This is a genomic window from Nocardia sp. NPDC006982 (assembly GCF_042869435.1).
In the GTDB taxonomy this organism is placed as follows: Bacteria; Actinomycetota; Actinomycetes; order Mycobacteriales; family Mycobacteriaceae; genus Nocardia.
On record NZ_JBIAFV010000006.1, the window covers coordinates 330,109 to 349,874 of the forward strand.

Here is a 19,766-nt window from a genome sequence, read left to right on the forward strand (position 1 = left end):
CGCACTTGCAATAGACTTGGCCGGTCATGGTGCGGATTCAGGTGCTCGGCTCGCTGGCCGCGCAGACGGAGCGCGGCAGCGTCGATCTCGGCGGCCCACGCCAGCGCGGTGTGCTCGCCCTTCTGGTCGTGGCCCGCGGCGCGGTCGTGCCGATCGACCGGCTGATCGACGATCTCTGGCGTGGTGAGCCGCCGCCGCGCGCACTCGGCGCGTTGCAGGCCTACATTTCGCACTTGCGCAAGCTCCTCGAGCCGGATCGCCTGCCCCGCTCGCCGGCCACCGTGCTGGTGAGCCAGGCGCCGGGATACGCGTTACGGCTCGACCCCGAGGCGGTGGACGCCTGGCAGTTCGAGGCCGAACTACGCAGCGCGCCAACAGATCCCGCCGAACGACGACGCAGCCTCGAACAGGCGCTCAGCCGATGGCACGGCCCGGCATTCGCCGAGTTCAGCGACGAATCGTGGGCACAGCCCGAAGCGAACCGACTCGAGGAACTACGCTTGGCCGCGCGCGAGCGGCTGGCCGCGACATTGGTCGAGCTCGGTGACCCGACCGCCGCTGCCGCGGAAGCGGATGCCTTGACGAGTACGCATCCGCTGCGCGAGGAGGGGTGGCGTATTTCGGCGCTGGCGCGGTTTCATGCCGGGCGACAAGCGGACGCGCTCGCCGCGCTACGGGCCGCACGCGACGTACTCGCGGACCAACTCGGCATCGACCCCGGCCCTGCCCTGGTCCAACTCGAGGCCGATTTGCTGACGCAACGCATCCCCGTCGACCTACCCGCACCGGTTTCGTTTCCGTCGCCGACACCGATCTCCCCCGCGGTGCATTCCGAATTCATCGGCCGGACAAGCGAACTGGATGAGCTGCGGCGGGCGGCACGGGCGGGCGGCGCACCTCGTGTCGCGGCCGTGATCGGGGAAGCAGGTAGCGGCAAATCCTGCTTGCTGCAGCGGTTTCGGGCCGAGCTGGCGGCCGGCGGCTGGCGCGTGGTCACGGGCCGGTGTCCCGAGGAGGACGGCGCACCACCGGCGTGGGCCTGGGTAGAGGCGCTGCGCGAGCTCTCCGGCACGGTCGATCCAGGCCGATACGCCGAGCCGCTGGAACCGTTGCTCGCCGACCGGCGCCGCAAGTTCGGCGTCGATGCCTCGGTCGGGCGGTTCCTGCTGCATCGCGCCGTGGGTGCGTACCTGGACGAAGCGGCACGGCAGCAACCACTCGCGGTCTTTCTCGACGACCTGCACCGCGGCGACTCCGAGACGGTAACCCTGCTCGGCAGCGTGGCGAAATCTGCCTCCATCCTGATCGTGATCGCCTACCGTCCCGACGAGATCGGGATGCCTCTGGAAGACGCGCTCGCCTCGCTCGCCACCGCGACGGCGGCGCGGATACGCCTGCGCGGCTTGGGTTTCGACGATGCGGCGGTTCTCATCCGGTCGGTATCGGGACACGATCCCGACCGGGCAACGATCGAGGCACTGACCGAACGCACCGATGGAAATCCGTTCTACCTCACTGAAAGTGCGCGGCTGCTCGCCAGTGAGGGCGCCCTCGTGGCGACATCGGAGGTACCGGAAGGCGTCCGCGACGTGCTGCGCCGGCGCTTCGCACGGCTACCCGAGGTCAGCGTGTCGATCCTGCGCCTCGCCGCGGTGATCGGGCGCGAATTCGACATCGACGTGCTGATCGGCGCGGCCGAAATCGACGAGGATAACGTCCTCGATGCCGTGGAGGCGGGCGTGCTCGCCGGACTGCTCGAGGAACCGGGTCCCGACCACGCGCGCTTCACACACGCGCTCGTCCGCGACACCTTGCTCGGTGACCTGTCCCGCATACGACGACGCCGCTGGCATCTGCGCATCGCCGAGTCGATCGAGCGGGCCCGGCCGGAAGACCTGTCGGCGCTCGCGCACCATTTCGGGGAGGCGCTCACCGCGGCGACGGCAAGGCGGGCCGCCGACTACGCTCGCGCGGCGGGTGAACAGGCCGAACACCGATTCGCCCACGATGTCGCGGCCGAAAGTTACGGTCGCGCCGTCATCGCGCTGGAACGGATCACCGGCGCGGACACGACGGCCGAGCGGGTCGCCGCGCTTTCGCGTATGAGCAGGAGCCACCTCGCCGCGGGCGCCGGCCTGCCGGCTCGCGATGCACGCGACCGCGCGGTTTCGGCGGCCGATACGCCTGAATTGCTCATCGGTGCGCTCACCGCATGGGACACGCCGACTCCCTGGCTGAACCGCGCATACGGGTCCGTCGACCAGCGGGTGGTTGCCTCCATCGACGAGGCGCTGCGGACACCCGGGCTCACGCCGCAGGCGCGCTGCAGGCTCCTCGTCGCGCTCGTCCGCGAGATCGGCGGAGAGCTGCACGAACGAGCACGCGAGGCGGCCGAGGAAGCCGAAGCGCTGGCACGTGGACTGAACGATCCCGGACTGCTCGGGCTGGCCTTGCAGGCGCGGACCTCTGTGTACGACACATCAATTCCGCTCGCCGATCGTGAACGGCTCGCCACCGAGTTGATCCGCCTCGGCGAGGACAACGATCTTCCCGCCTTCGCGCTGATCGGCCGTAACGCCGCATTCCAAGTTGCCGCAGCCCGCGGCGATGTAGACCGCGCGAATACCGAACTCGCCGCCGCGACGCTGCTGGCCGACCGCTACCAGTGGCGCCAGGCCCAAGCCGCGAACACCATGGGCCGCGCGATGATCGCCCACCTGACGGGGAATCTCGAAGCGGCGGAACAGCATTATCAGCAGGCCCACGAATTGTTCGTGCGCCACAAAGTCTTCGATTCGGACGGCAACCTGCTGATCGCCCTCTACACCATCCGTCTCACGCAAGGCCGGGTCGGCGAATTCGCACCGCTGCTCACCGAAATGTTCACCCAACTCGGACCTTCGGGCAACGACCTCGTTGTCGACCCGCTCGCATTGGCGCTGCTGGCGACCGGTGACCGGGGCGGCGCACGAGCGGCAACGCAGGCTCGCCGCCCGCTGCGTACCGACTTCTTCCGCTCGCTTTTCCTCACCGTGCGCGGCATAGCCGTCGCGGGTCTCGAACAACGCGCCGAAGCAGCGCAGGTGTACCAGCAGCTGCGCACCTACACCGGCCAGATCGCCGGCGCGGACACCGGCGCGCACGCCGTGGGACCGGTCGACACCGTGCTCGGCGACCTCGCTGCGCTGCTCGGCAAACCCGACCGGGCGGCCGAGCACTACGCCGCCGCGGAACGCATCGCCCGCCGCTGCGGATGCCGAGAGTGGATCACCGCCGTGCACAACCGCATCGGTTTACAAGTCGACTACTAGTCGCGCACGGAAGCTGGGTAGCAGATCACGCATCAACCAGCAGAAGGAGCGCCGCCATGCCGACCGACCGTCAGCTCAAGGCGATGAACACCATCCACCGCACGGTGATAAAGATCAGCGGCGGCATCCTCGGCACAACCTTCAAAGGCATGCCGACGCTCACGCTGACCACCATCGGCCGCAAATCCGGCCGACCGCACACCGTCGTCCTGACCGCACCGATCATCGACGGCGACACGATCGTCATCGTGGCCTCCCGCGGAGGGGATCCGATCGACCCGGCATGGCTGCACAACCTGCGCGCGAACCCTGCAGTCCAGGTTTCACTCGCGCACGGCCCGAACCGGCCGATGACCGCTCGCGTCCTGTCACCGGCCGAGCGAGACAAACTGTGGCCCGACGTCATCGCCGCCCACCCCGGCTACGCCGACTATCAGAAAATGACAACCCGAACAATTCCTCTTGTCACCCTGAAGCCACTCGCCGATCAGATCGACGTTCCATCGATCTGATAGCCGTCGCCCGCCCAGCGATCAAACGGTTTCGGTGTCCGACTTCGACGACCGACAACTGGATGCAGCCCGCAGCACCTACCGACGAGGTGTCATACCCGTGGGTGGCGTGATCGCAGCGGCACGCCGGCTGGACAGGATGGAGGAGCCGGCCGAGAAGGCTCGGCAACGCGGGTTCTCCGGCCGCATCGTCCCGGTCGTCTGCGACGTCGACAACGTCAGCGCGCTCCGCACGTCCCCGTCGGGGTGTATTGACAGGGGTTCTCGGTGCGGCCTCGGTACTGATCATGGCCGTCGCTGTTGGAGCGCGCTCCGTAGCCGTAACCACTGTTGTGCTGACTGTGGTCATTACTGTTGGGATGCGTTCCCGCTCCGTAGCCGTGGCCACCCCCGGGACTGTGCGAATCCCGCGGCCCGGCCGAGGCCGCGAAAAGGTGCGGCGAGGCGATCGTCACCAGCACCAGCGCGATGCTGAAAAGCGTCGCGACCACCACGCGACGCACCGTCCAGAACTTCGTTGCGATCTCCATGAGCCATCTTCCCCTCAATTAACGTACCGCTATATAACGACACATTAACCGATGGTACGTCGCAAGGGAAGGCGCTGGCCCGGATTCGTGCACATCAAATCGCCCGCCAGCGCCTCGAACAGACCTGATGACCTGCGACTATCAGCATTGCGGCGAGCCCTGATCAGTCAGACGGTGAGGACCATGCGGTACCGGGCCCGCCCCTGTTCCATTGCGGTGTACGCCTCGGCGGCTTGATCCAGCGGCCGCTGTTGGATACGTGTGCGCACGCCGGATTGGACCGCGAATTGCATCGTTTCCTCGATATCGCGGGCGGTGCCGGAGGCGTGGCCGGTGACGCTGAGCCCGCGGGTGATCAGCTGCATCGGGCTGATCGGCAGTGGCTCGGCGGAGACCCCGATGGTGATGAGCTCACCGCGCGGTAGTAGCCCATCGACGGTTTCGCCCATGGCTTTTGCGTTGCCCACGGTCCCCAGGACAACGGACACGCCGCCGAGTCCCCGCAACGCTCGGCTGACCTCGCCTGCGGTCGAGTCGATGTAGTGGTGGGCGCCGAGCGCGCGGGCATCTTCGGCTTTGTCCGCGCCGCGGGCGATCGCGATGGTCTCGAAGCCCATCGCGCGGGCGAATTGCACGCCGAGGTGACCCAGTCCGCCGACACCCAGAATGGCGACACGGTCGCCGGGTACCGCCCGGGTTTCGCGAAGCGCGTGGTAGGTGGTGACGCCGGCGCAACCCATCGGAGCGGCCTCGGCCAAGGAGAGCGCGTCAGGGATGCGGGCCAGCGCATTGGTCGGTACGGTCACCGACTCGGCGTATCCGCCCGGGTAGTGCCAGCTGGGGACCTGCATGTTCTGGCAGTGGATGAAGTCACCTTTGCGGCATGGGACGCATTTGTTGCAATGCCCACCGAACCAGCCCACGGCAACACGGTCACCGACGGCATAGTTATCGACGCCGGCGCCGAGTTCGGCAATGGTGCCCGCGATCTCGTGCCCCGGTGTCAGCGGCCACGACATGTCCGGAAATGCTCCGCTGACGAACGCACGGTCGGTGCCGCAGATCCCGCACGCCGAAACCGCGAGGCGCACATGGTCGCGCGGCGGTGCTTGCGTTTCGACATCGACAAGTTTCAACGCCGCGCCGGCGGATTGCACGTGAACAGCCTGATGAGTAGACATCGGTATCCTCGCTTTCCCTGGAGAGTGGCGGCGTCGGGGACCTCACCAGAGCGGACCGAGGCAGCGGCGCCGGCAAATTCTCGAACGGTAATCGGCCAACCCTTGATGCCATCTACGCTGCTATCGCCTGCAACGACGGTGCCGGAAGCGCCCGGTCACGGTCGTAGCACTATCTGGACGTGCCACTGTGCAATGGCCGGCCGACGAGTCGTCATCCACATACCGCGCGGCGTCGCACGCCCCATTGGAGAAGACACCGGCCCAAAGCGATGCCGGTGGCAATCATACGTCCGCTGGTCTTGCCGTCAGGTGACAATCGTCTTCGACACCGCCGGGCCGATGAACCAGGTCGGCCGCGGTCAGTCAGAATTCGGCCGCAATACCGCCGCGCCGTACCAGTGGCAGATCAGCAGCGCCAGCTCGACGTCCAACCGGTCGTCGGTGATCGGCCGCCCGCGCCGCGAAACCGCCCGACCGACACGGTATTTCACCGAGTTGAAATGTAGATCGAGCTCCGCGGCAGCCGCCTTGTAGCTGGAACCGGTGCGCAGGAACACCCGCAGCGTCTCGCGCAGCCGGGCATCGTTGTCGTTGTCGGCGGCCAATTCGCCGAGCACCTCGCCCACCCATTCGCCGACCTCCGCGCTGCTGCCGCCGAGCAACGCCGCGGCCGACAGCCCCGGATCGCTGGCCGCGATGATCCTCGGTTCTACGTCCCCGCGGATCAGCGCGACCGAGCGTGCGCGCAGCGCATACCGATGCGATCGGCGGAAGCCGGATACCCCTCGGCCCATGATGCCGATCGCCAGCCGCGGTGCCTCCGGCCGCTTGCTCGCGAAATCACGGACCGCGGCCACCGCATCGGAGGGCTCGGACCGATATGGCAGCCAGGCCCATGCGCTCGTCCGGTCGGCGGCCCCGATCAGCGGCGCGGCGTCCGCGCCGACCGCCTCGGCCAGCTCACGGACGAAGCGTTGCAGCCGGTTCAGCTCGTCACTGCTCGCGCCGGTGTCGGGATACCACAGGATCAGCCCCAGGTGATGCCAACGCAGCGGGTAGCGGATGGCTTCGGTCGCGGCATCGACATCGACCGGCTTCTTCTCCGACAGCACCTCGAGTACGCGCAGCGCGCGGGCGCTGTTGCGGCTCTCCAGCCACTGCTCACGCTCGGCCTCGTACACCGCGACGACCTGCTGGGTGATCCAGTCGATGTAGTCGAACATCGTTGTGGTGATCGCTTCCGCGACCATGACGCCATCAGCGGGCGCGATATCGCTGGCCCGCAATTCGGCGAAGACCAACTCGATCATCCGCCGGTGGCCGACCCGATAGGCGCGCACCAGGGCATTGACCGCAACCCCATGCTGGGCAAGGCGTCTGGCGTACTCGATGGCCGCCGTGGGAGCGTTGATCCGAGCGACCGGAATGTCGTGCTGCAATGCGTGCAGGATGGTATCGACATTGCCCTCCACGCTGGCACCGAGCAGTTCGACGGTGCGGGCGTCGCCGCGTAACTCGGGAATATCGTCCTCGAGACCGCGACGCAGGATAACGCTGATATCCGTCACCCGCTCGTTCATGTGGGCGGCGATCTCCGCGACATAGCGGCTCACATCGACATCACCGCCGCGACGAAAAGTCGTCACGCCCCAACGGTAGTCACTCGGCAGTTACCGCGCGGAAAATTGCGAGGTTGTACTCCGGGCACAACACCGGCAGCGAACTGCGGATCGTGGAAATCAATCCGAATCAGCTGGCTCGGGCGGTGTATTCCGACGGTGTCCACCTTGCGGGTGACGGTGAGCTGTACGAGCGTTCTCGCACGGGCACTTCGGAGACGTAGCCGTCGATGATCGGTATTCCGTAGCTGCGTTCGAATTCGGTCAGCAGTTCGACGTCGGCCGGGGCCGCGCCACAGATGGCGAAACGTACCGATGCGGTGTTCGGCCGGATTTGGGCCGGCAGATCCGACAGCAGCGCATACGTGGCCGGGACCGCGGAGATGTATGTGGCGTGGCTGCGCTCGATCCGGTCGAAGAACGTCTTCGGGCTGAAGGCCACCGTGGCGCGGCCACCGGCGAGTAGCGGCGACAACGTGCCGACCACGATGCTGTTGACGTGGCACAGCGGCAGATTCAGCAGGCTGTGGTCGGCCCCGTCGAGTTCGAGCGCCTCGATCACCATCGCGCACATGGCGTTGAGGTTGGCGTGGTCGACCGTGACGCTGTTGGGTTTGCCTGTGGTGCCGTTAGTACAGATGAGCAGCGCCAGTGTGTCGGCGCGGGGGCGTGCGGGTTCAGTGACATCGGGGTCCGCGGCGGTGAGATCGTCGGCGGGGATGACGGTGTCCACCGGAGCGTCGGAAGTGGGCAACTGCGCGGTGATCAGGACCTTGGCGCCCGTGTCGGTCAGCTGGCAGTCGGCTTCCGCAGCGGTCAGCGACGAGTCGATAGGGGTGACCGTGGCACCCACACGCCAGGTAGCGAACAGCGATACGACAAAGGCGGCAGTGTTGGGCAACATGATCGCAACCACGTCGCCGCTCGACACTCCCGCGGCGCGCAGGGTAGCGGCGGCACGCCGCACAGCGTCGAGGAATCCTGTGTTGTTCAGGTCAGTGCTGTCGTCGGCGACGGCGGCCGCGTCGGGTGCGGCGGCCGCACGACGGTCCGGAAGAGTCGAAACATTCATTGGTGTCCTCATTAGGGGTACAGGGAATGACGACAACGGTAGAAATCACGCTGCCGCTGGACACCGTCCTGCATGAACGAAATTCGCCGCGGGCGTTGTCACCGGAGGACAAAGCCCGCCGCGCATAACCGGGAGGTAACTCTCGCCTGGTCAGTTATCAGGCTTGCAAGCCCTGAACCGGCTTGTGCGTGTGGGCTTCGATATCCGTTATGGCCGCGTGCAGCAGTTGGTGGGCCAGATCTTGCAGCGCGCGGGCGCAAGCGAGTTCATCGCCGATGGCGGGGACGTTCTCGTCGGCGGGATTGGTGTGCGCGGAACCGGCCGAGATCAATGGCTCGTCTCCGCGGCCGATCAGCTGGGCTTTTACTTTGGTCAGGCGGTCGAGTTCTTCGATGGCGATGGAGATGTTCCAAGTTTTCGACGGCATTCGCACTGCCCTCCAGATTCAGCGGAGACTGTGTCGCTTCACCTCCAATATCGCACCATCATGGCTCGCGCACACCATGCTCGGTTCGGCGACTTTGCCGACCATGCGCTCGTATCGGGGCGATACCCTTGGGCAGGGAGGTTTGGCGGAAAGGAAATAATGTGAGGCAACTACGACATAGGCCGCATCGCGCTTAGCCGCCGGCTGAGCGCTTGGCGCTGATCTCCGAGCGACCGATGTACGAGCCGACCGATCTGGTCGATCCAGCTGAGCGAACCCGCACAGCGCTTGCCGCTGTGGTGGCACGGTTTTCCAAGGCTTGGGCGTCCGGTTCCCCACCAGACCTGTCGGCGTACCTGCCCCGTGAACCGGCTGAGCGGCGCACGATACTGATCGAACTGATCAAGATCGATCTCGAATACCGCTGGCTTCGCTATCACTTTCCCAAACGACTGATCGAATACCGTGCGGAATTCGTAGAGCTGCAAGATGGTCCGCTTCCGGCCGAGCTGGTCTACGAGGAGTTCCACGCCCTGCGCCGCGGTTCGCACGCAGCCGATGCCGCCACCCTCGCCGAGGCCACCGCCACGGCGGCCGGCCCCGATCTCGCGCAGCTCACCAGCGACTACCGCAGCACGATGATTGCTCGTCCGAGTGCCCAAATGGTTCTCGACACCATCGATGTCGGCCACCATATCGACGATTTCGATCTCCTGATGAGGATCGGGGCCGGCGCCTTCGCCCAGGTGTATCTCGCTCGACAACAATCAATGCAGCGACTGGTCGCGGTCAAGATTTCCCATAACCACGGCAATGAGCCGCAGACCCTCGCGCAGTTGGACCACGAATACATCGTGCGCATCTTCGACCAGCGCCTCGTCGCCGACGGCGAGCTGAAGCTGCTGTACATGCAGTACCTACCCGGGGGAACGCTGCTCGACGTGCTGCGCCTGCAGCACTCGACGCCTCCGGAATACCGCAGCGGCCAACTGCTGCTCGATGCCATCGACAAGGTACTTGCCGATAAGGGCGAGGTTCGGCCAACGGAATCAGCTGTTCGGACCCGGACCGCCGCACTGACGTGGCCGGAGACCGTCGCCTGGCTGGGCCGCCGACTCGCGGACGCACTGCAGCACGCGTCCGACCGGGGGGTATTGCATCGGGACATCAAACCCGCGAACGTGCTGCTGAGCGCCGAGGGAATCCCGAAGCTGGCTGACTTCAATGTCAGCTCCAGCAAACACCTCAAGGGGACGAGTCCCCTCGCGTACTTCGGCGGATCACTGGCGTACATGTCGCCCGAACAGCTCGAAGCCTGCCATCCGGACCTTCCCGCGACTGCCGCCGATCTCGATACTCGAAGCGACATCTATGCGCTGGCGGTCATGCTGTGGGAGTTGCTCACGGGACATCGACCATTTGCGGACGAAACCTGCGCGGGTGAGTCGGAGACATCGCTGGCCCGCATGCTCGAACTGCGGCGCAAACCCGTCGAGTCGACGTTCCTGTCGGAGCTTCCGCCGGATTGCCCCGCGGCGTTGCGCCGAGTGCTGCTGAAGTGTCTGTCGCCCGACCGCGAAGACCGCTACTCCTGCGGTTCGGAATTGGCCCAGCAGCTCGACTTGTGCCTCGAAGAACGCGCCCGCGACCTTGTTTATCCGCCGCCGAACAGTTGGCGGACCCGACTTTCGCGCTGGCCCACCCCCGTCCTGTGGTTGTCTTCGCTGGTCGGCGTCACCCTGGCTACGGTCTACATGGCTGTGCACGTCCAGGAACTAATAAGAGAGCGGCTGCCCGATGCCACCAACTCGCAGCTCAACAAGGGTGTCATCATTTTCATCCTCTGCGCCTCGCCACCGGCCATCCTCATCTACGCGTATATGTCGCGTGATTTACTCGCGGTGCCTCGCGGCTTGCGCGCCGGCAGATGCTACGACGAGGCAAAGCTCGCACGAGTGCGGTCGCGAACACTGTTCTGGGGTGACCTGTGTGCGATGAACACCCTGCTGTTCGCGGTGTGCGCAACCGTGACGGGGGTGATGTTGCTTCGCTGGTTCACCGACCTACCGGCGCGGCTGATGGTCCACGCGGCCGCGACCGTTCTGGTGGCGGGCACCATCTCCGTTGCCTATACATTCTTCCTTTCCACGTTCTACGTCGTCCGCTGCGTCTATCCCATCTACCTGCGCCACGGCCGCACATCGGCGCATGACGCCGCCTATCTGCGTGCGCTGCGTCGCCGACTCACGGCCTATCTCGCGGTGACGGCGTCGGTGCCGCTGGTCGGGGTGCTGGCCGGATTCACCGCACTCGAACCCGAGGAGCTTCCGCTCGTGCGCGATTCGGTTCTTGGGTTGTGCGCGGCCTCCGGGCTCGCGTTCGTCGCCGCTTATTGGTTATTCCGCAAGCTGGATGCAGACCTGCGCGCACTCGAGCGGGTGGTATTGCAAAAGCCTGATTCTCGCTGACGGCATTCGGGGGGCCGGATTGCGCACTCGCTTTTGCCTGGAAAACCACATACGGAATACCGGACCGATCGCAGAACTCCCCAGCGTAGGATTCACCCCAGGGCTTGTCGAAAGGCGAGGTCGGGATGCATGAAATGGCTATAACCCAGTACCTTGTCGACGCCGTCTGCGAGCATGCGCAAGGGCGCCTTGTGCACGACGTGACGGTCGAGGTCGGCGCGCTGTGCGCTGTGGTGCCCGAGTCCATGCAGTTCTGTTTCGAGCTTGCCACCGAGGGAACAATCGCCGAGGGAGCAAGGCTGGACCTGCGCATTGTCGAAGGGACGGCGCATTGCCGGAACTGCGGGGCGCAATTCCTCCTGCCCGACCTCATCGTGCTGTGCCGTTGCGGCAGCGCCGATGTCGAGATAACCGCGGGGCGGGAACTTCGAATCGTATCGATGGAGGTGAGTGAGCGATGTGCGCAACCTGCGGATGCGAGGGCGACGGGGTCGCTGTGATCACCGTCGGACATCAGGACCACGATCACCCGCACGATCATGGCCACCACGAGCATGGTCCCGGGCATGAACACGAACACCCCCACGAACATGCTCTGACCACGCTGACCCTCGAACAGAAGGTGCTCGCCAAGAACGATGAGCTCGCCGCGGCGAACCGTGCGCGATTGCGTGAACGCGAGATCTTGGCGCTCAATATGACCAGTTCGCCCGGCGCGGGCAAAACGACCCTGATCGAGCGGACGATCCGCGAGCTCGACTCGGTTCCGGTGGCCGTCATCGAGGGCGATCAGGCAACCGTGCTGGACGCGCAGCGCATCGAGGCAACCGGCTGCAAGGTCGTGCAGGTGAATACCGGCGCCGGCTGCCATCTCGATGCGGACATGATGCGACGCGCTCTCGACGCGCTGGATCCGGCGCCGGGCAGCCTGCTGTTCGTGGAGAATGTGGGCAATCTGGTCTGTCCGGCATTGTTCGATCTCGGCGAGGCGGGCAAGGTCGTGATCATCTCGGTCACCGAGGGCACCGACAAGCCGTTGAAATATCCGCACATGTTTGCCGCGGCGGAACTGGTGCTGATCAACAAAACCGATCTGCTGCCATATGTGGACTTCGATTCAGCGCGATGCGTGGAGTACGCGCAGTCGGTGAATCCCGGCGTAAAAATCCTTCCGGTATCGGCGGCCACCGGCGATGGACTCTCTCTCTGGTACGACTGGCTCACCGCCCGGTTAACCGTCGGCATACCGATACCTTGAAAGCCCTTGGCTCTCAGCCCTAGACTCATGTGATCAGAGTCACACGCGGATCAGTCGGCGTAGCTGACCAGAGAAGTATCCGCGTGCCCCCGCTGCGGAAGGTGGCAGTCCGATGCCAACTCAGGAAGCAGTAAAAGCCGAAGACACCTTGATCCACGTCCTCTGGATCAATGCGGGACTCAGCTGTGACGGCGATTCGGTGGCCCTCACCGCCGCCTCCCAGCCGAGCATCGAAGAGATCGCACTCGGATCACTCCCGGGATTGCCGAAGATTGCCGTGCATTGGCCGCTCATCGATTTCGAATGCGGTCCGACCGGCGGCGCGGACGATTTCCTGGAGTGGTTCTTCAAGGGAGATCGGGGCGAACTCGACCCGTTCGTTCTGGTCGTCGAGGGGTCGATCCCCAATGAGCAGTTGCACGAAGAGGGCTACTGGTGCGGCTTCGGCAACAATCCTGCGACCGGTCAGCCGATGACGACGAGCGAATGGCTCGATCGGCTGGCGCCCAAGGCGACCGCAGTGGTCGCCGCGGGCACGTGCGCGACATACGGCGGTATCCACGCGATGGCGGGAAACCCGACCGGCGCGATGGGTGTCCCGGACTATCTCGGCTGGGATTGGAAGAGCAAAGCGGGCATCCCGATCGTCTGCGTGCCCGGCTGCCCGATCCAGCCCGACAATCTGTCCGAAACCCTTACCTACCTTCTCTATATGGCCACGGGCCAAGCGCCGATGATCCCGCTCGATGATGCGCTGCGCCCGAAGTGGTTGTTCGGCGCCACCGTGCACGAAGGTTGCGATCGAGCTGGCTACTACGAGCAGGGTGATTTCGCCGAAGAGTACGGATCACCGAAATGCATTGTGAAGCTGGGCTGTTGGGGTCCGGTCGTCAAGTGCAACGTGCCCAAGCGCGGCTGGGTCAACGGCGTGGGCGGGTGCCCGAATGTGGGTGGCATCTGCATCGGCTGCACGATGCCGGGATTCCCGGACAAGTTCATGCCGTTCATGGACGAACCGCCGGGCGGCAAGATCTCCTCGACCGCTTCCGGGCTGTACGGGTCGGTGATCCGCAGTCTTCGCCACATCACCGGCCGCACCGTCGACAAGGAACCGCGCTGGCGGCACAAGGGCGGAAAGCTCGAATCCGGCGCGACACGCACCTGGTAGGGAGATATTTCGATGACAGAGATCATTCCCGATCCGTCGCTTCGCAAGATCGAACCCGACGCCCTGGTCGAGATGGCCTGGGATCCGATCACCCGCATCGTCGGCAGCCTGGGCATCTACACCAAGATCGACTTCAACAGTCGCGAGGTGGTCGAGTGCCACAGCACCTCGTCGATCTTCCGCGGCTATTCGATTTTCATGAAGGGCAAGGACCCGCGCGACGCGCACTTCATCACCAGCCGCATCTGCGGCATCTGCGGTGACAACCACGCGACCTGTTCGTGTTACTGCCAGAACATGGCCTACGGGGTCAAACCACCGCCCATCGCCGAGTGGATCGTCAACCTCGGCGAGGCCGCCGAGTACATGTTCGACCACAACATTTTCCAGGAGAACCTGGTCGGGGTGGACTTCTGCGAGAAGATGGTCGCCGAGACCAACCCGGGCGTACTCGAACAAGCCGAGCGCACCGAGGCGCCGCACGCCGGTGACCACGGCTATCGCACCGTCGCCGACATCATGCGGGCGCTCAATCCGTTCACCGGCGAGTTCTATCGGGAGGCACTGCAGGTCAGTCGGTACACGCGCGAAATGTTCTCCCTGATGGAGGGCAGGCACGTGCACCCGTCGACGCTGTATCCCGGTGGGGTCGGCACAGTCGCGACGATTCAGCTGATGACCGACTACATGTCGCGGCTGATGCGGTACGTGGAGTTCATGAAGAAGGTCGTGCCGATGCACGACGACCTGTTCGACTTCTTCTACGAGGCGCTGCCGGGCTACGAGCAGGTGGGGCTGCGCCGCACACTGCTCGGCTGCTGGGGATCGTTCCAGGATCCAGCGGTGTGCAACTTCGACTACAAGGACATAGAGCAGTGGGGCCGTGGGATGTTCGTCACCCCCGGCGTCGTCGTGGACGGGAAGCTGATCACCACCTCGCTGGTCGATATCAATCTCGGCCTCCGGATCCTGTTGGGCAGTTCGTATTACGAGGACTGGACCGATCAGGAAATGTTCGTCACGACCGATCCGCTCGGCAATCCGGTCGACCGGCGCCACCCGTGGAATCAGCACACCAACCCGAGACCGCAGAAGCGCGACCTGGACGACAAGTACAGCTGGGTGATGTCCCCCCGCTGGTTCGATGGCAAGGACCATCTCGCACTCGACACCGGAGGTGGGCCCCTGGCTCGCCTGTGGACGACGGCGCTGGCCGGGCTGGTGGACATCGGTTACGTCAAATCCACCGGATCCAGCGTGCAGATCAACCTGCCCAAGACCGCGTTGAAGGGCCCGGTCACCTTGGAGTGGAAGATTCCGGCGCACGGCAGCAACACGATCGAACGCGACCGGGCGCGGACCTACTTCCAGGCCTACGCGGCGGCATGTGCGGTGCACTTCGCCGAGCAGGCGCTCGCTGAGATCCGGGCGGGCCATACCAAGACCTGGGAACACTTCGAGGTGCCCGACGAGGGCATCGGCTGTGGTTTCACCGAGGCGGTGCGCGGGGTGCTGTCGCACCACATGGTCATCCGGGACGGCAAGATCGCCAACTACCACCCGTATCCGCCGACGCCGTGGAACGCCAGTCCGCGTGACTCCTTCGGTACGCCGGGGCCGTACGAGGACGCGGTCCAGGGCCAGCCGATCTTCGAGGAGAACGACCGGGAGCACTTCAAGGGCATCGACATCATGCGCACGGTGCGCAGCTTCGATCCGTGCCTGCCCTGCGGGGTGCACATGTATCTGGGCAACGGCGTCACGCTGGACAAGGTGCATTCACCTACTCAGGCGCTCACCGCGGAATGACAGGTCAGGCCGACGACGGGAGGCACAGCGTGGATGGTGGCCCGCAGCAGCGAGCCAGACCGATCGACGACAACCAGTGGCGGGGCGCGGGTGATCGGATCGACACCTTGCTGGATGCCTGTTCGGCAGGCGGTCCGGTGGCGCGCGAGCGCGCCGAACGTCTCGTGCGTGAGGTCGTCGACCTCTACGGCGCGGCACTCGACCGGATCACGGCCGGGCTCGACGAACGGACCGTCGAGGAATTGACCCGCGACGATCTGGTCGCGAGCCTGCTGTTGGTGCACGGCCTGCACCCGCACGACGTGCGAACCAGGGTGGCGACGGCGCTGGACAGCGTCCGCCCGTACCTCGGCTCGCACGGCGGCGATGTGACGCTCATCGATGTCGCCGGCGGCGTCGTGCGGCTCGAGCTGTCCGGCAGCTGCCGCACCTGCCCTTCGTCGTCGGTGACACTGGAACTCGCGGTGGAGGATGCGGTGCGGGCGGCCGCACCGGAAATCGAGGCCATCGAGGTGGTCGCCGCGGCGACAGAGCCGCAGGCGGGGGTGATACCGGCCGAAGCGCTGTTCGCCCGGGTACACACCGCTGATCCGCCCGCGGGCAGCTGGATCTCGGTCCCGGAGCTCGCGGACTTGGCGGCAGGCGAGGTCGGCGGGTTCACGGTGGCCGACGTGCCGGTGCTGGCGTGCCGGGTCGGCGCGGACCTGTTTGTCTATCGCGACCGCTGCGCGGCCTGCGGGCGTTCGATGGCGGGGGCCGCGCTGCACCGAAAGATGGGAGCTCCGGCCAACTCGGCGGTGCTGCGCTGTCCGGGGTGCCTGGCCCATTTCGACGTGGTGCACGCCGGAACGCGGCTGGACGGCGAGGGGCATCTCGAGCCGCTGCCCGTGCTGGTGCGCTCCGGTGAGATCTCGGTGGCGGTGCCCGCGGAGGTCCGCGGATGAACCAGAGTCTGCGCGCACTTCGTCGCATCGTGACCGATCCGCCCCCGCCCGCAGCGGCTGGCGAGCGGTGCGAAATGTGCGCCGAACTGATCGGTGCACAGCACCGGCATGTGGTGGATATCGAAGGCAGGCAGCTGATGTGCGTATGCGTGGGCTGCTATCTACTGTTCACCGATCAGCGGGCCGCGCTGCGCTACCGGGCAGTGCCCGACCACTATGTCTCGTTCCCCGACTGTGCGATCGGTCAGGGCGAATGGGACGCCCTCGACATCCCGGTCGGCTTGGCGTTCTTCTTCGTCAATTCGGCGCTCGGACGTACTGTCGCGTTCTATCCGGGACCGGCCGGGGCCACCGAATCCGAACTGCCGCTGCGGGATTGGCAGGCGATGCTGGATCGCCATCCCGAACTCGACCGGCTCGCACCTGATGTCGAGGCCCTGCTGATCCGGATGCCCGAGCGCGGCGGTCCGGGCGCGGTCCTGCTGCTGCCGATCGATGCCTGCTACGAGTTCGTCGGACGGATGCGGATGCTGTGGCGCGGATTCGACGGTGGCAAGGAGGCCAGGGACTACATCGCGGAATTCTTCACCACGATGTCGGCTCGGGCCCGGCCGGAGGTGGCGTGATGAGCCCGGCCTATTCGATGACCTTCGCGGTGCTCGAGGTGCGGCCGGAACCGTACGCGGTCGCCCCGAATTTGTCGGCGCGCATCGGCATCGCCGCGCTGGCCGAGGAGCCGGTGCACGCGATCGCGCTGCGCGCCCAGGTGCGCATCGAACCCTTCCGGCGCGGCTACTCCGACGCCGAAGGCGCGGGGCTGCTGGACCTTTTCGGCCCGCGCGAACGCTGGCACGAAACACAGAAGTCGTTCACCTGGATGCACTGTGCCACCATGGTGCCCGGCTTCTCCGGCGGCGCCGAGGTGGAACTGCCGATGCCGTGCACCTACGACTTCGAGGTCACCGGATCGAAGTACCTGCACGCCCTGCGCGAGGGCACCGTGCCCCTGATCTTCCTGTTCAGTGGCACCGTATTCATCAGGGGGGAAACAGGTTTCGCGGTTCAGCAGGTGCCTTGGGACCGCGAGGACAAATTCGACATGCCGGTCGCGGTTTGGCGCGATCTCATGGACGCGCACTATCCGAACTCCGGCTGGGTGCGGTTGCGCAGGGAGAATGTCGAAGCGCTGGCCGCCTACAAGTCTTCGCACGGGTTGCTCGGATTCGACGACGCGGTCGCGAAACTTCTCACCGAGGAGTCCGCGCCGTGAACGCCATGACCCGTGCCCGCGCCGTCGCCGACGCCGTGCTGTACGAGGGATATCTGCTGTACCCGTACCGGTCGGACGCCCGAAAGAACCAGTCCCGCTGGCAGTTCGGCGTGCTCGGCCCGCGCGGCGCGGCCGCGGCCGGAGTCGGTGAGGACGATTCGCTGGCCGCCGAATGCCTCGTCCGCGCGTCCGGTGCCACGCAGATCACGCTCACCGCGCGGTTCCTGCAACTGCAGCGCCGAACTGTCGAACTGGACGGGACCGAGCGCGCCGAACTGATCGTCGACGGCCGCCGATGGGTCAGCTGGGACGAGGCCACTGAATGCGAAATACCCTGTGGTCCTTGGTCGTTGATGGATGCAACGATGCCGTTCGAAGTACCGGGCTGGCAGGCGGTCGAACCGATTCCGGGATCGACGGCGGGCACGGTGGTGCGCACTCGAGCACCGATCGAGGGCACACTCGAATTGACCGTCGCCCCCGAGGGCGATTATCGACGCATCGGAATACGGTTGCGCAACAGCGGCGACGCGGCCACCAGTTCGGACGACGCCACGGCCCGTTCCATGCTCGGCGCCCACGTAATCGCCGAACTCGACGACGGTGAGTTCGTCTCGCTGCTCGACCCCGAACCCGGCGCCGAGACGGCCGTCCAGCACTGCACCCAGCACCGCTGTTTCCCGGTGTTGGCCGGACCGCCCGGCCACAACGGCGTTGTCCTGGTCTCGCCGATCATCCTCTACGACCATCCCGAGATCGCCGAGCAGAGCGCGGGCCAGCTGTTCGATTCCACCGAGATCGACGAAATCCTCACCCTGCGCGTGATGACGCTCACCGACGACGAAAAGGAACGGGCCCGCGCCACCGACCCGAGAGCGGCCGAGATCATCGACCGCTGCGAAGGGATGACGCCTGAGGCCATGCACGACCTGCACGGGCTGTGGCGCGAGCAAGGACCGCGCCTGGTACCCGAAGTGCCCGAAGGCATGAGCTGGTGGGATCCCGCGGCCGACGGCGCGGTGCGCCCGGATTCCGACGCGGTTCCGATCGCCGGGGTGCTGGTACGCAAGGGCAGCCGCGTTCGGCTGCGCCCGACGCGACGCGCCGACGCCCACGACCTGTTCTACGAGGGCAGGGCGGCGCGCGTCACCTCGGTGCACGCCGACGTCGACGGCGAAACGCACGTCGGTGTGGTCATCGACGACGATCCGGCGGCCGATCTGCACGAATGGTATGGCCGCTACCTGTATTTCGCTCCAGATGAGCTCGAACCGATTGTCAACGGCGACGAGTGAAAGGAATACGGTCATGCAAGCAGTAGGAGTGGTCTCCACCGCGGTGGTGGGAGTCATCGTCGTGGTCGGCGCGTATCTCGGCATACGTTCGATCCCGGACCTCCGGCGTTATTTGAAGATTCGCCACATGTGAGATGAGCGCTCGCGTGCTCATTGCCGGGATCGGCAATATCTTCCTCGGCGACGACGGATTCGGCCCCGAGGTGGTCAGTCGGCTGCCCACGGCGCGGGAGGAGAACCAGCGGATCGTCGACTACGGCATCCGCGGGTTGCATCTGGCCTACGACCTGCTCGACGGGTGGGATGCGGTGGTGCTGGTGGACGCCCTGCCGAATACCGGCGAACCCGGCCGCGTGCAGATCCTGCGCGCCGAACACGAGTCGGGGGCGACGACGGCAATGGACGCGCACGCGATGAATCCCGAGGCGGTCTTCGCCGCGGTGCGCGCGCTCGGCGGTGTCGTGCCGCCGACCGTCGTCGTCGGTTGCCAGGTCGACTCGGTGGCCGAGGGAATCGGCCTCAGCCCTGCCGTCGCGGCGGCCGTCGACCCGGCGGCGGCCGAGGTCACGCGCATCGCGGCGCAACTGCGCGCTGGACAGGAGGTGTGAGGATGTGCCTGGGCATTCCGGGGCGGGTCGTGGAGATTCCGGACGGCTACCACGGGCAGATCGCCGTGGTCGAGGTGTCCGGTGAGAAGCGCAAGGTCAATATCGGTCTGCTCGACGCCGATCAGCCTGCCGCGCCGGGTGATTGGGTGATCATCCACATGGGATTCGTCGTCGAGAAGACCGACGCCGATGGTGCGGAGCGGGCGATGGCCGGGCTGCGTCTGCTCGGCAGCGGAGAACAATCATGAGCGAGCGTAGCGAGCGCCTGATAAACACAGCCGCCTGGGCGGTCAT

19 protein-coding genes are annotated in these 19,766 nt (G+C 65.8%); 14 read left to right on the forward strand and 5 right to left on the reverse strand.

Going from position 1 to position 19,766, the window contains the following annotated elements; genetic code table 11:
- The first annotated feature begins 26 nt into the window (after positions 1 to 26).
- Positions 27 to 3,311, forward strand: a complete 3,285-nt coding sequence (locus ACFYOW_RS25615; RefSeq protein ID WP_387291921.1) for a BTAD domain-containing putative transcriptional regulator — start codon at positions 27 to 29, stop codon at positions 3,309 to 3,311.
- A 56-nt stretch (positions 3,312 to 3,367) separates the two neighbouring features.
- On the forward strand, positions 3,368 to 3,823 hold the full coding sequence (locus ACFYOW_RS25620; RefSeq protein WP_387291923.1) for a nitroreductase/quinone reductase family protein: 456 nt from the start codon (positions 3,368 to 3,370) through the stop codon (positions 3,821 to 3,823).
- Between the two features lie 218 nt (positions 3,824 to 4,041).
- Here ACFYOW_RS25620 and ACFYOW_RS25625 read toward each other — a convergent pair whose 3' ends face one another.
- The 5 genes from ACFYOW_RS25625 to ACFYOW_RS25645 all read right to left on the reverse strand — a co-directional run bounded on the left by ACFYOW_RS25625 (position 4,042) and on the right by ACFYOW_RS25645 (position 8,652).
- The gene (locus ACFYOW_RS25625; RefSeq protein ID WP_387291925.1) at positions 4,042 to 4,353 is read right to left on the reverse strand and encodes a hypothetical protein; all 312 of its coding nucleotides are present in this window, start codon (positions 4,351 to 4,353) and stop codon (positions 4,042 to 4,044) included.
- A gap of 167 nt (positions 4,354 to 4,520) precedes the next feature.
- Positions 4,521 to 5,534, reverse strand: a complete 1,014-nt coding sequence (locus ACFYOW_RS25630; RefSeq protein WP_387291927.1) for an alcohol dehydrogenase catalytic domain-containing protein — start codon at positions 5,532 to 5,534, stop codon at positions 4,521 to 4,523.
- A 359-nt stretch (positions 5,535 to 5,893) separates the two neighbouring features.
- A complete protein-coding gene (locus tag ACFYOW_RS25635) occupies positions 5,894 to 7,114 on the reverse strand; it encodes a PucR family transcriptional regulator (protein ID WP_387292405.1) in 1,221 nt (406 codons plus the stop codon).
- 169 nt (positions 7,115 to 7,283) lie between these two features.
- Positions 7,284 to 8,225 carry a class I adenylate-forming enzyme family protein gene (locus ACFYOW_RS25640; protein WP_387291929.1) on the reverse strand — a complete coding sequence of 314 codons (942 nt, stop codon included), beginning with the start codon at positions 8,223 to 8,225 and terminating at the stop codon, positions 7,284 to 7,286.
- A gap of 157 nt (positions 8,226 to 8,382) precedes the next feature.
- Complete coding sequence (locus ACFYOW_RS25645; protein ID WP_387291931.1) at positions 8,383 to 8,652, reverse strand: DUF1876 domain-containing protein; 270 nt, start codon at positions 8,650 to 8,652, stop codon at positions 8,383 to 8,385.
- A 236-nt stretch (positions 8,653 to 8,888) separates the two neighbouring features.
- On the opposite strand from ACFYOW_RS25645, the gene ACFYOW_RS25650 reads away from it, so the two are divergent.
- From ACFYOW_RS25650 to ACFYOW_RS25705, 12 genes are all read left to right on the forward strand, one after another.
- Positions 8,889 to 11,120: a serine/threonine-protein kinase gene (locus tag ACFYOW_RS25650; protein ID WP_387291933.1), complete on the forward strand. Its 2,232-nt coding sequence runs from the start codon at positions 8,889 to 8,891 to the stop codon at positions 11,118 to 11,120.
- A gap of 125 nt (positions 11,121 to 11,245) precedes the next feature.
- Positions 11,246 to 11,620, forward strand: coding sequence for a hydrogenase maturation nickel metallochaperone HypA (locus ACFYOW_RS25655; protein WP_387291935.1), 375 nt, complete (start codon positions 11,246 to 11,248; stop codon positions 11,618 to 11,620).
- On the forward strand, positions 11,578 to 12,378 hold the full coding sequence (gene hypB / locus ACFYOW_RS25660) for a hydrogenase nickel incorporation protein HypB (protein ID WP_387291937.1): 801 nt from the start codon (positions 11,578 to 11,580) through the stop codon (positions 12,376 to 12,378). Before ACFYOW_RS25655 ends, hypB begins: the two co-directional genes overlap by 43 nt.
- A gap of 112 nt (positions 12,379 to 12,490) precedes the next feature.
- Positions 12,491 to 13,546 (forward strand): hydrogenase expression protein HypE, encoded by a 1,056-nt coding sequence (locus ACFYOW_RS25665; RefSeq protein ID WP_387291939.1) that lies wholly within the window; start codon positions 12,491 to 12,493, stop codon positions 13,544 to 13,546.
- Positions 13,547 to 13,558: 12 nt separating this feature from the next.
- Positions 13,559 to 15,355 (forward strand): nickel-dependent hydrogenase large subunit, encoded by a 1,797-nt coding sequence (locus ACFYOW_RS25670; RefSeq protein WP_387291941.1) that lies wholly within the window; start codon positions 13,559 to 13,561, stop codon positions 15,353 to 15,355.
- Positions 15,352 to 16,299 (forward strand): NifU family protein, encoded by a 948-nt coding sequence (locus ACFYOW_RS25675; RefSeq protein ID WP_387291943.1) that lies wholly within the window; start codon positions 15,352 to 15,354, stop codon positions 16,297 to 16,299. Before ACFYOW_RS25670 ends, ACFYOW_RS25675 begins: the two co-directional genes overlap by 4 nt.
- On the forward strand, positions 16,296 to 16,925 hold the full coding sequence (locus ACFYOW_RS25680) for a DUF5947 family protein (protein WP_387291945.1): 630 nt from the start codon (positions 16,296 to 16,298) through the stop codon (positions 16,923 to 16,925). The genes ACFYOW_RS25675 and ACFYOW_RS25680 overlap by 4 nt, the downstream gene beginning before the upstream one ends.
- Positions 16,925 to 17,569, forward strand: coding sequence for a DUF6084 family protein (locus ACFYOW_RS25685; RefSeq protein ID WP_387291947.1), 645 nt, complete (start codon positions 16,925 to 16,927; stop codon positions 17,567 to 17,569). Before ACFYOW_RS25680 ends, ACFYOW_RS25685 begins: the two co-directional genes overlap by 1 nt.
- Positions 17,570 to 17,574: 5 nt before the next feature.
- Entirely contained in the window at positions 17,575 to 18,864 is a 1,290-nt protein-coding gene (locus ACFYOW_RS25690; protein WP_387292407.1) for a hypothetical protein, read from the forward strand.
- 13 nt (positions 18,865 to 18,877) lie between these two features.
- Positions 18,878 to 18,997 carry a DUF6893 family small protein gene (locus tag ACFYOW_RS25695; protein WP_387291949.1) on the forward strand — a complete coding sequence of 40 codons (120 nt, stop codon included), beginning with the start codon at positions 18,878 to 18,880 and terminating at the stop codon, positions 18,995 to 18,997.
- A 1-nt stretch (position 18,998) separates the two neighbouring features.
- Entirely contained in the window at positions 18,999 to 19,472 is a 474-nt protein-coding gene (locus ACFYOW_RS25700) for a hydrogenase maturation protease (protein WP_387291950.1), read from the forward strand.
- A gap of 2 nt (positions 19,473 to 19,474) precedes the next feature.
- Positions 19,475 to 19,720 (forward strand): HypC/HybG/HupF family hydrogenase formation chaperone, encoded by a 246-nt coding sequence (locus ACFYOW_RS25705; protein ID WP_387292409.1) that lies wholly within the window; start codon positions 19,475 to 19,477, stop codon positions 19,718 to 19,720.
- Positions 19,721 to 19,766 lie beyond the last annotated feature (46 nt).

Bases quoted from the DNA above. Each gene is read 5' to 3' on its own strand.
- ACFYOW_RS25615 (WP_387291921.1), top strand. From the start codon at position 27: ATGGTGCGGATTCAGGTGCTCGGCTCGCTGGCCGCGCAGACGGAGCGC.
- ACFYOW_RS25620 (WP_387291923.1), top strand. From the start codon at position 3,368: ATGCCGACCGACCGTCAGCTCAAGGCGATGAACACCATCCACCGCACG.
- ACFYOW_RS25625 (WP_387291925.1), bottom strand. From the start codon at position 4,353: ATGGAGATCGCAACGAAGTTCTGGACGGTGCGTCGCGTGGTGGTCGCG.
- ACFYOW_RS25630 (WP_387291927.1), bottom strand. From the start codon at position 5,534: ATGTCTACTCATCAGGCTGTTCACGTGCAATCCGCCGGCGCGGCGTTG.
- ACFYOW_RS25635 (WP_387292405.1), bottom strand. From the start codon at position 7,114: ATGAACGAGCGGGTGACGGATATCAGCGTTATCCTGCGTCGCGGTCTC.
- ACFYOW_RS25640 (WP_387291929.1), bottom strand. From the start codon at position 8,225: ATGAATGTTTCGACTCTTCCGGACCGTCGTGCGGCCGCCGCACCCGAC.
- ACFYOW_RS25645 (WP_387291931.1), bottom strand. From the start codon at position 8,652: ATGCCGTCGAAAACTTGGAACATCTCCATCGCCATCGAAGAACTCGAC.
- ACFYOW_RS25650 (WP_387291933.1), top strand. From the start codon at position 8,889: ATGTACGAGCCGACCGATCTGGTCGATCCAGCTGAGCGAACCCGCACA.
- ACFYOW_RS25655 (WP_387291935.1), top strand. From the start codon at position 11,246: ATGCATGAAATGGCTATAACCCAGTACCTTGTCGACGCCGTCTGCGAG.
- hypB (WP_387291937.1), top strand. From the start codon at position 11,578: ATGTGCGCAACCTGCGGATGCGAGGGCGACGGGGTCGCTGTGATCACC.
- ACFYOW_RS25665 (WP_387291939.1), top strand. From the start codon at position 12,491: ATGCCAACTCAGGAAGCAGTAAAAGCCGAAGACACCTTGATCCACGTC.
- ACFYOW_RS25670 (WP_387291941.1), top strand. From the start codon at position 13,559: ATGACAGAGATCATTCCCGATCCGTCGCTTCGCAAGATCGAACCCGAC.
- ACFYOW_RS25675 (WP_387291943.1), top strand. From the start codon at position 15,352: ATGACAGGTCAGGCCGACGACGGGAGGCACAGCGTGGATGGTGGCCCG.
- ACFYOW_RS25680 (WP_387291945.1), top strand. From the start codon at position 16,296: ATGAACCAGAGTCTGCGCGCACTTCGTCGCATCGTGACCGATCCGCCC.
- ACFYOW_RS25685 (WP_387291947.1), top strand. From the start codon at position 16,925: ATGAGCCCGGCCTATTCGATGACCTTCGCGGTGCTCGAGGTGCGGCCG.
- ACFYOW_RS25690 (WP_387292407.1), top strand. From the start codon at position 17,575: ATGACCCGTGCCCGCGCCGTCGCCGACGCCGTGCTGTACGAGGGATAT.
- ACFYOW_RS25695 (WP_387291949.1), top strand. From the start codon at position 18,878: ATGCAAGCAGTAGGAGTGGTCTCCACCGCGGTGGTGGGAGTCATCGTC.
- ACFYOW_RS25700 (WP_387291950.1), top strand. From the start codon at position 18,999: ATGAGCGCTCGCGTGCTCATTGCCGGGATCGGCAATATCTTCCTCGGC.
- ACFYOW_RS25705 (WP_387292409.1), top strand. From the start codon at position 19,475: ATGTGCCTGGGCATTCCGGGGCGGGTCGTGGAGATTCCGGACGGCTAC.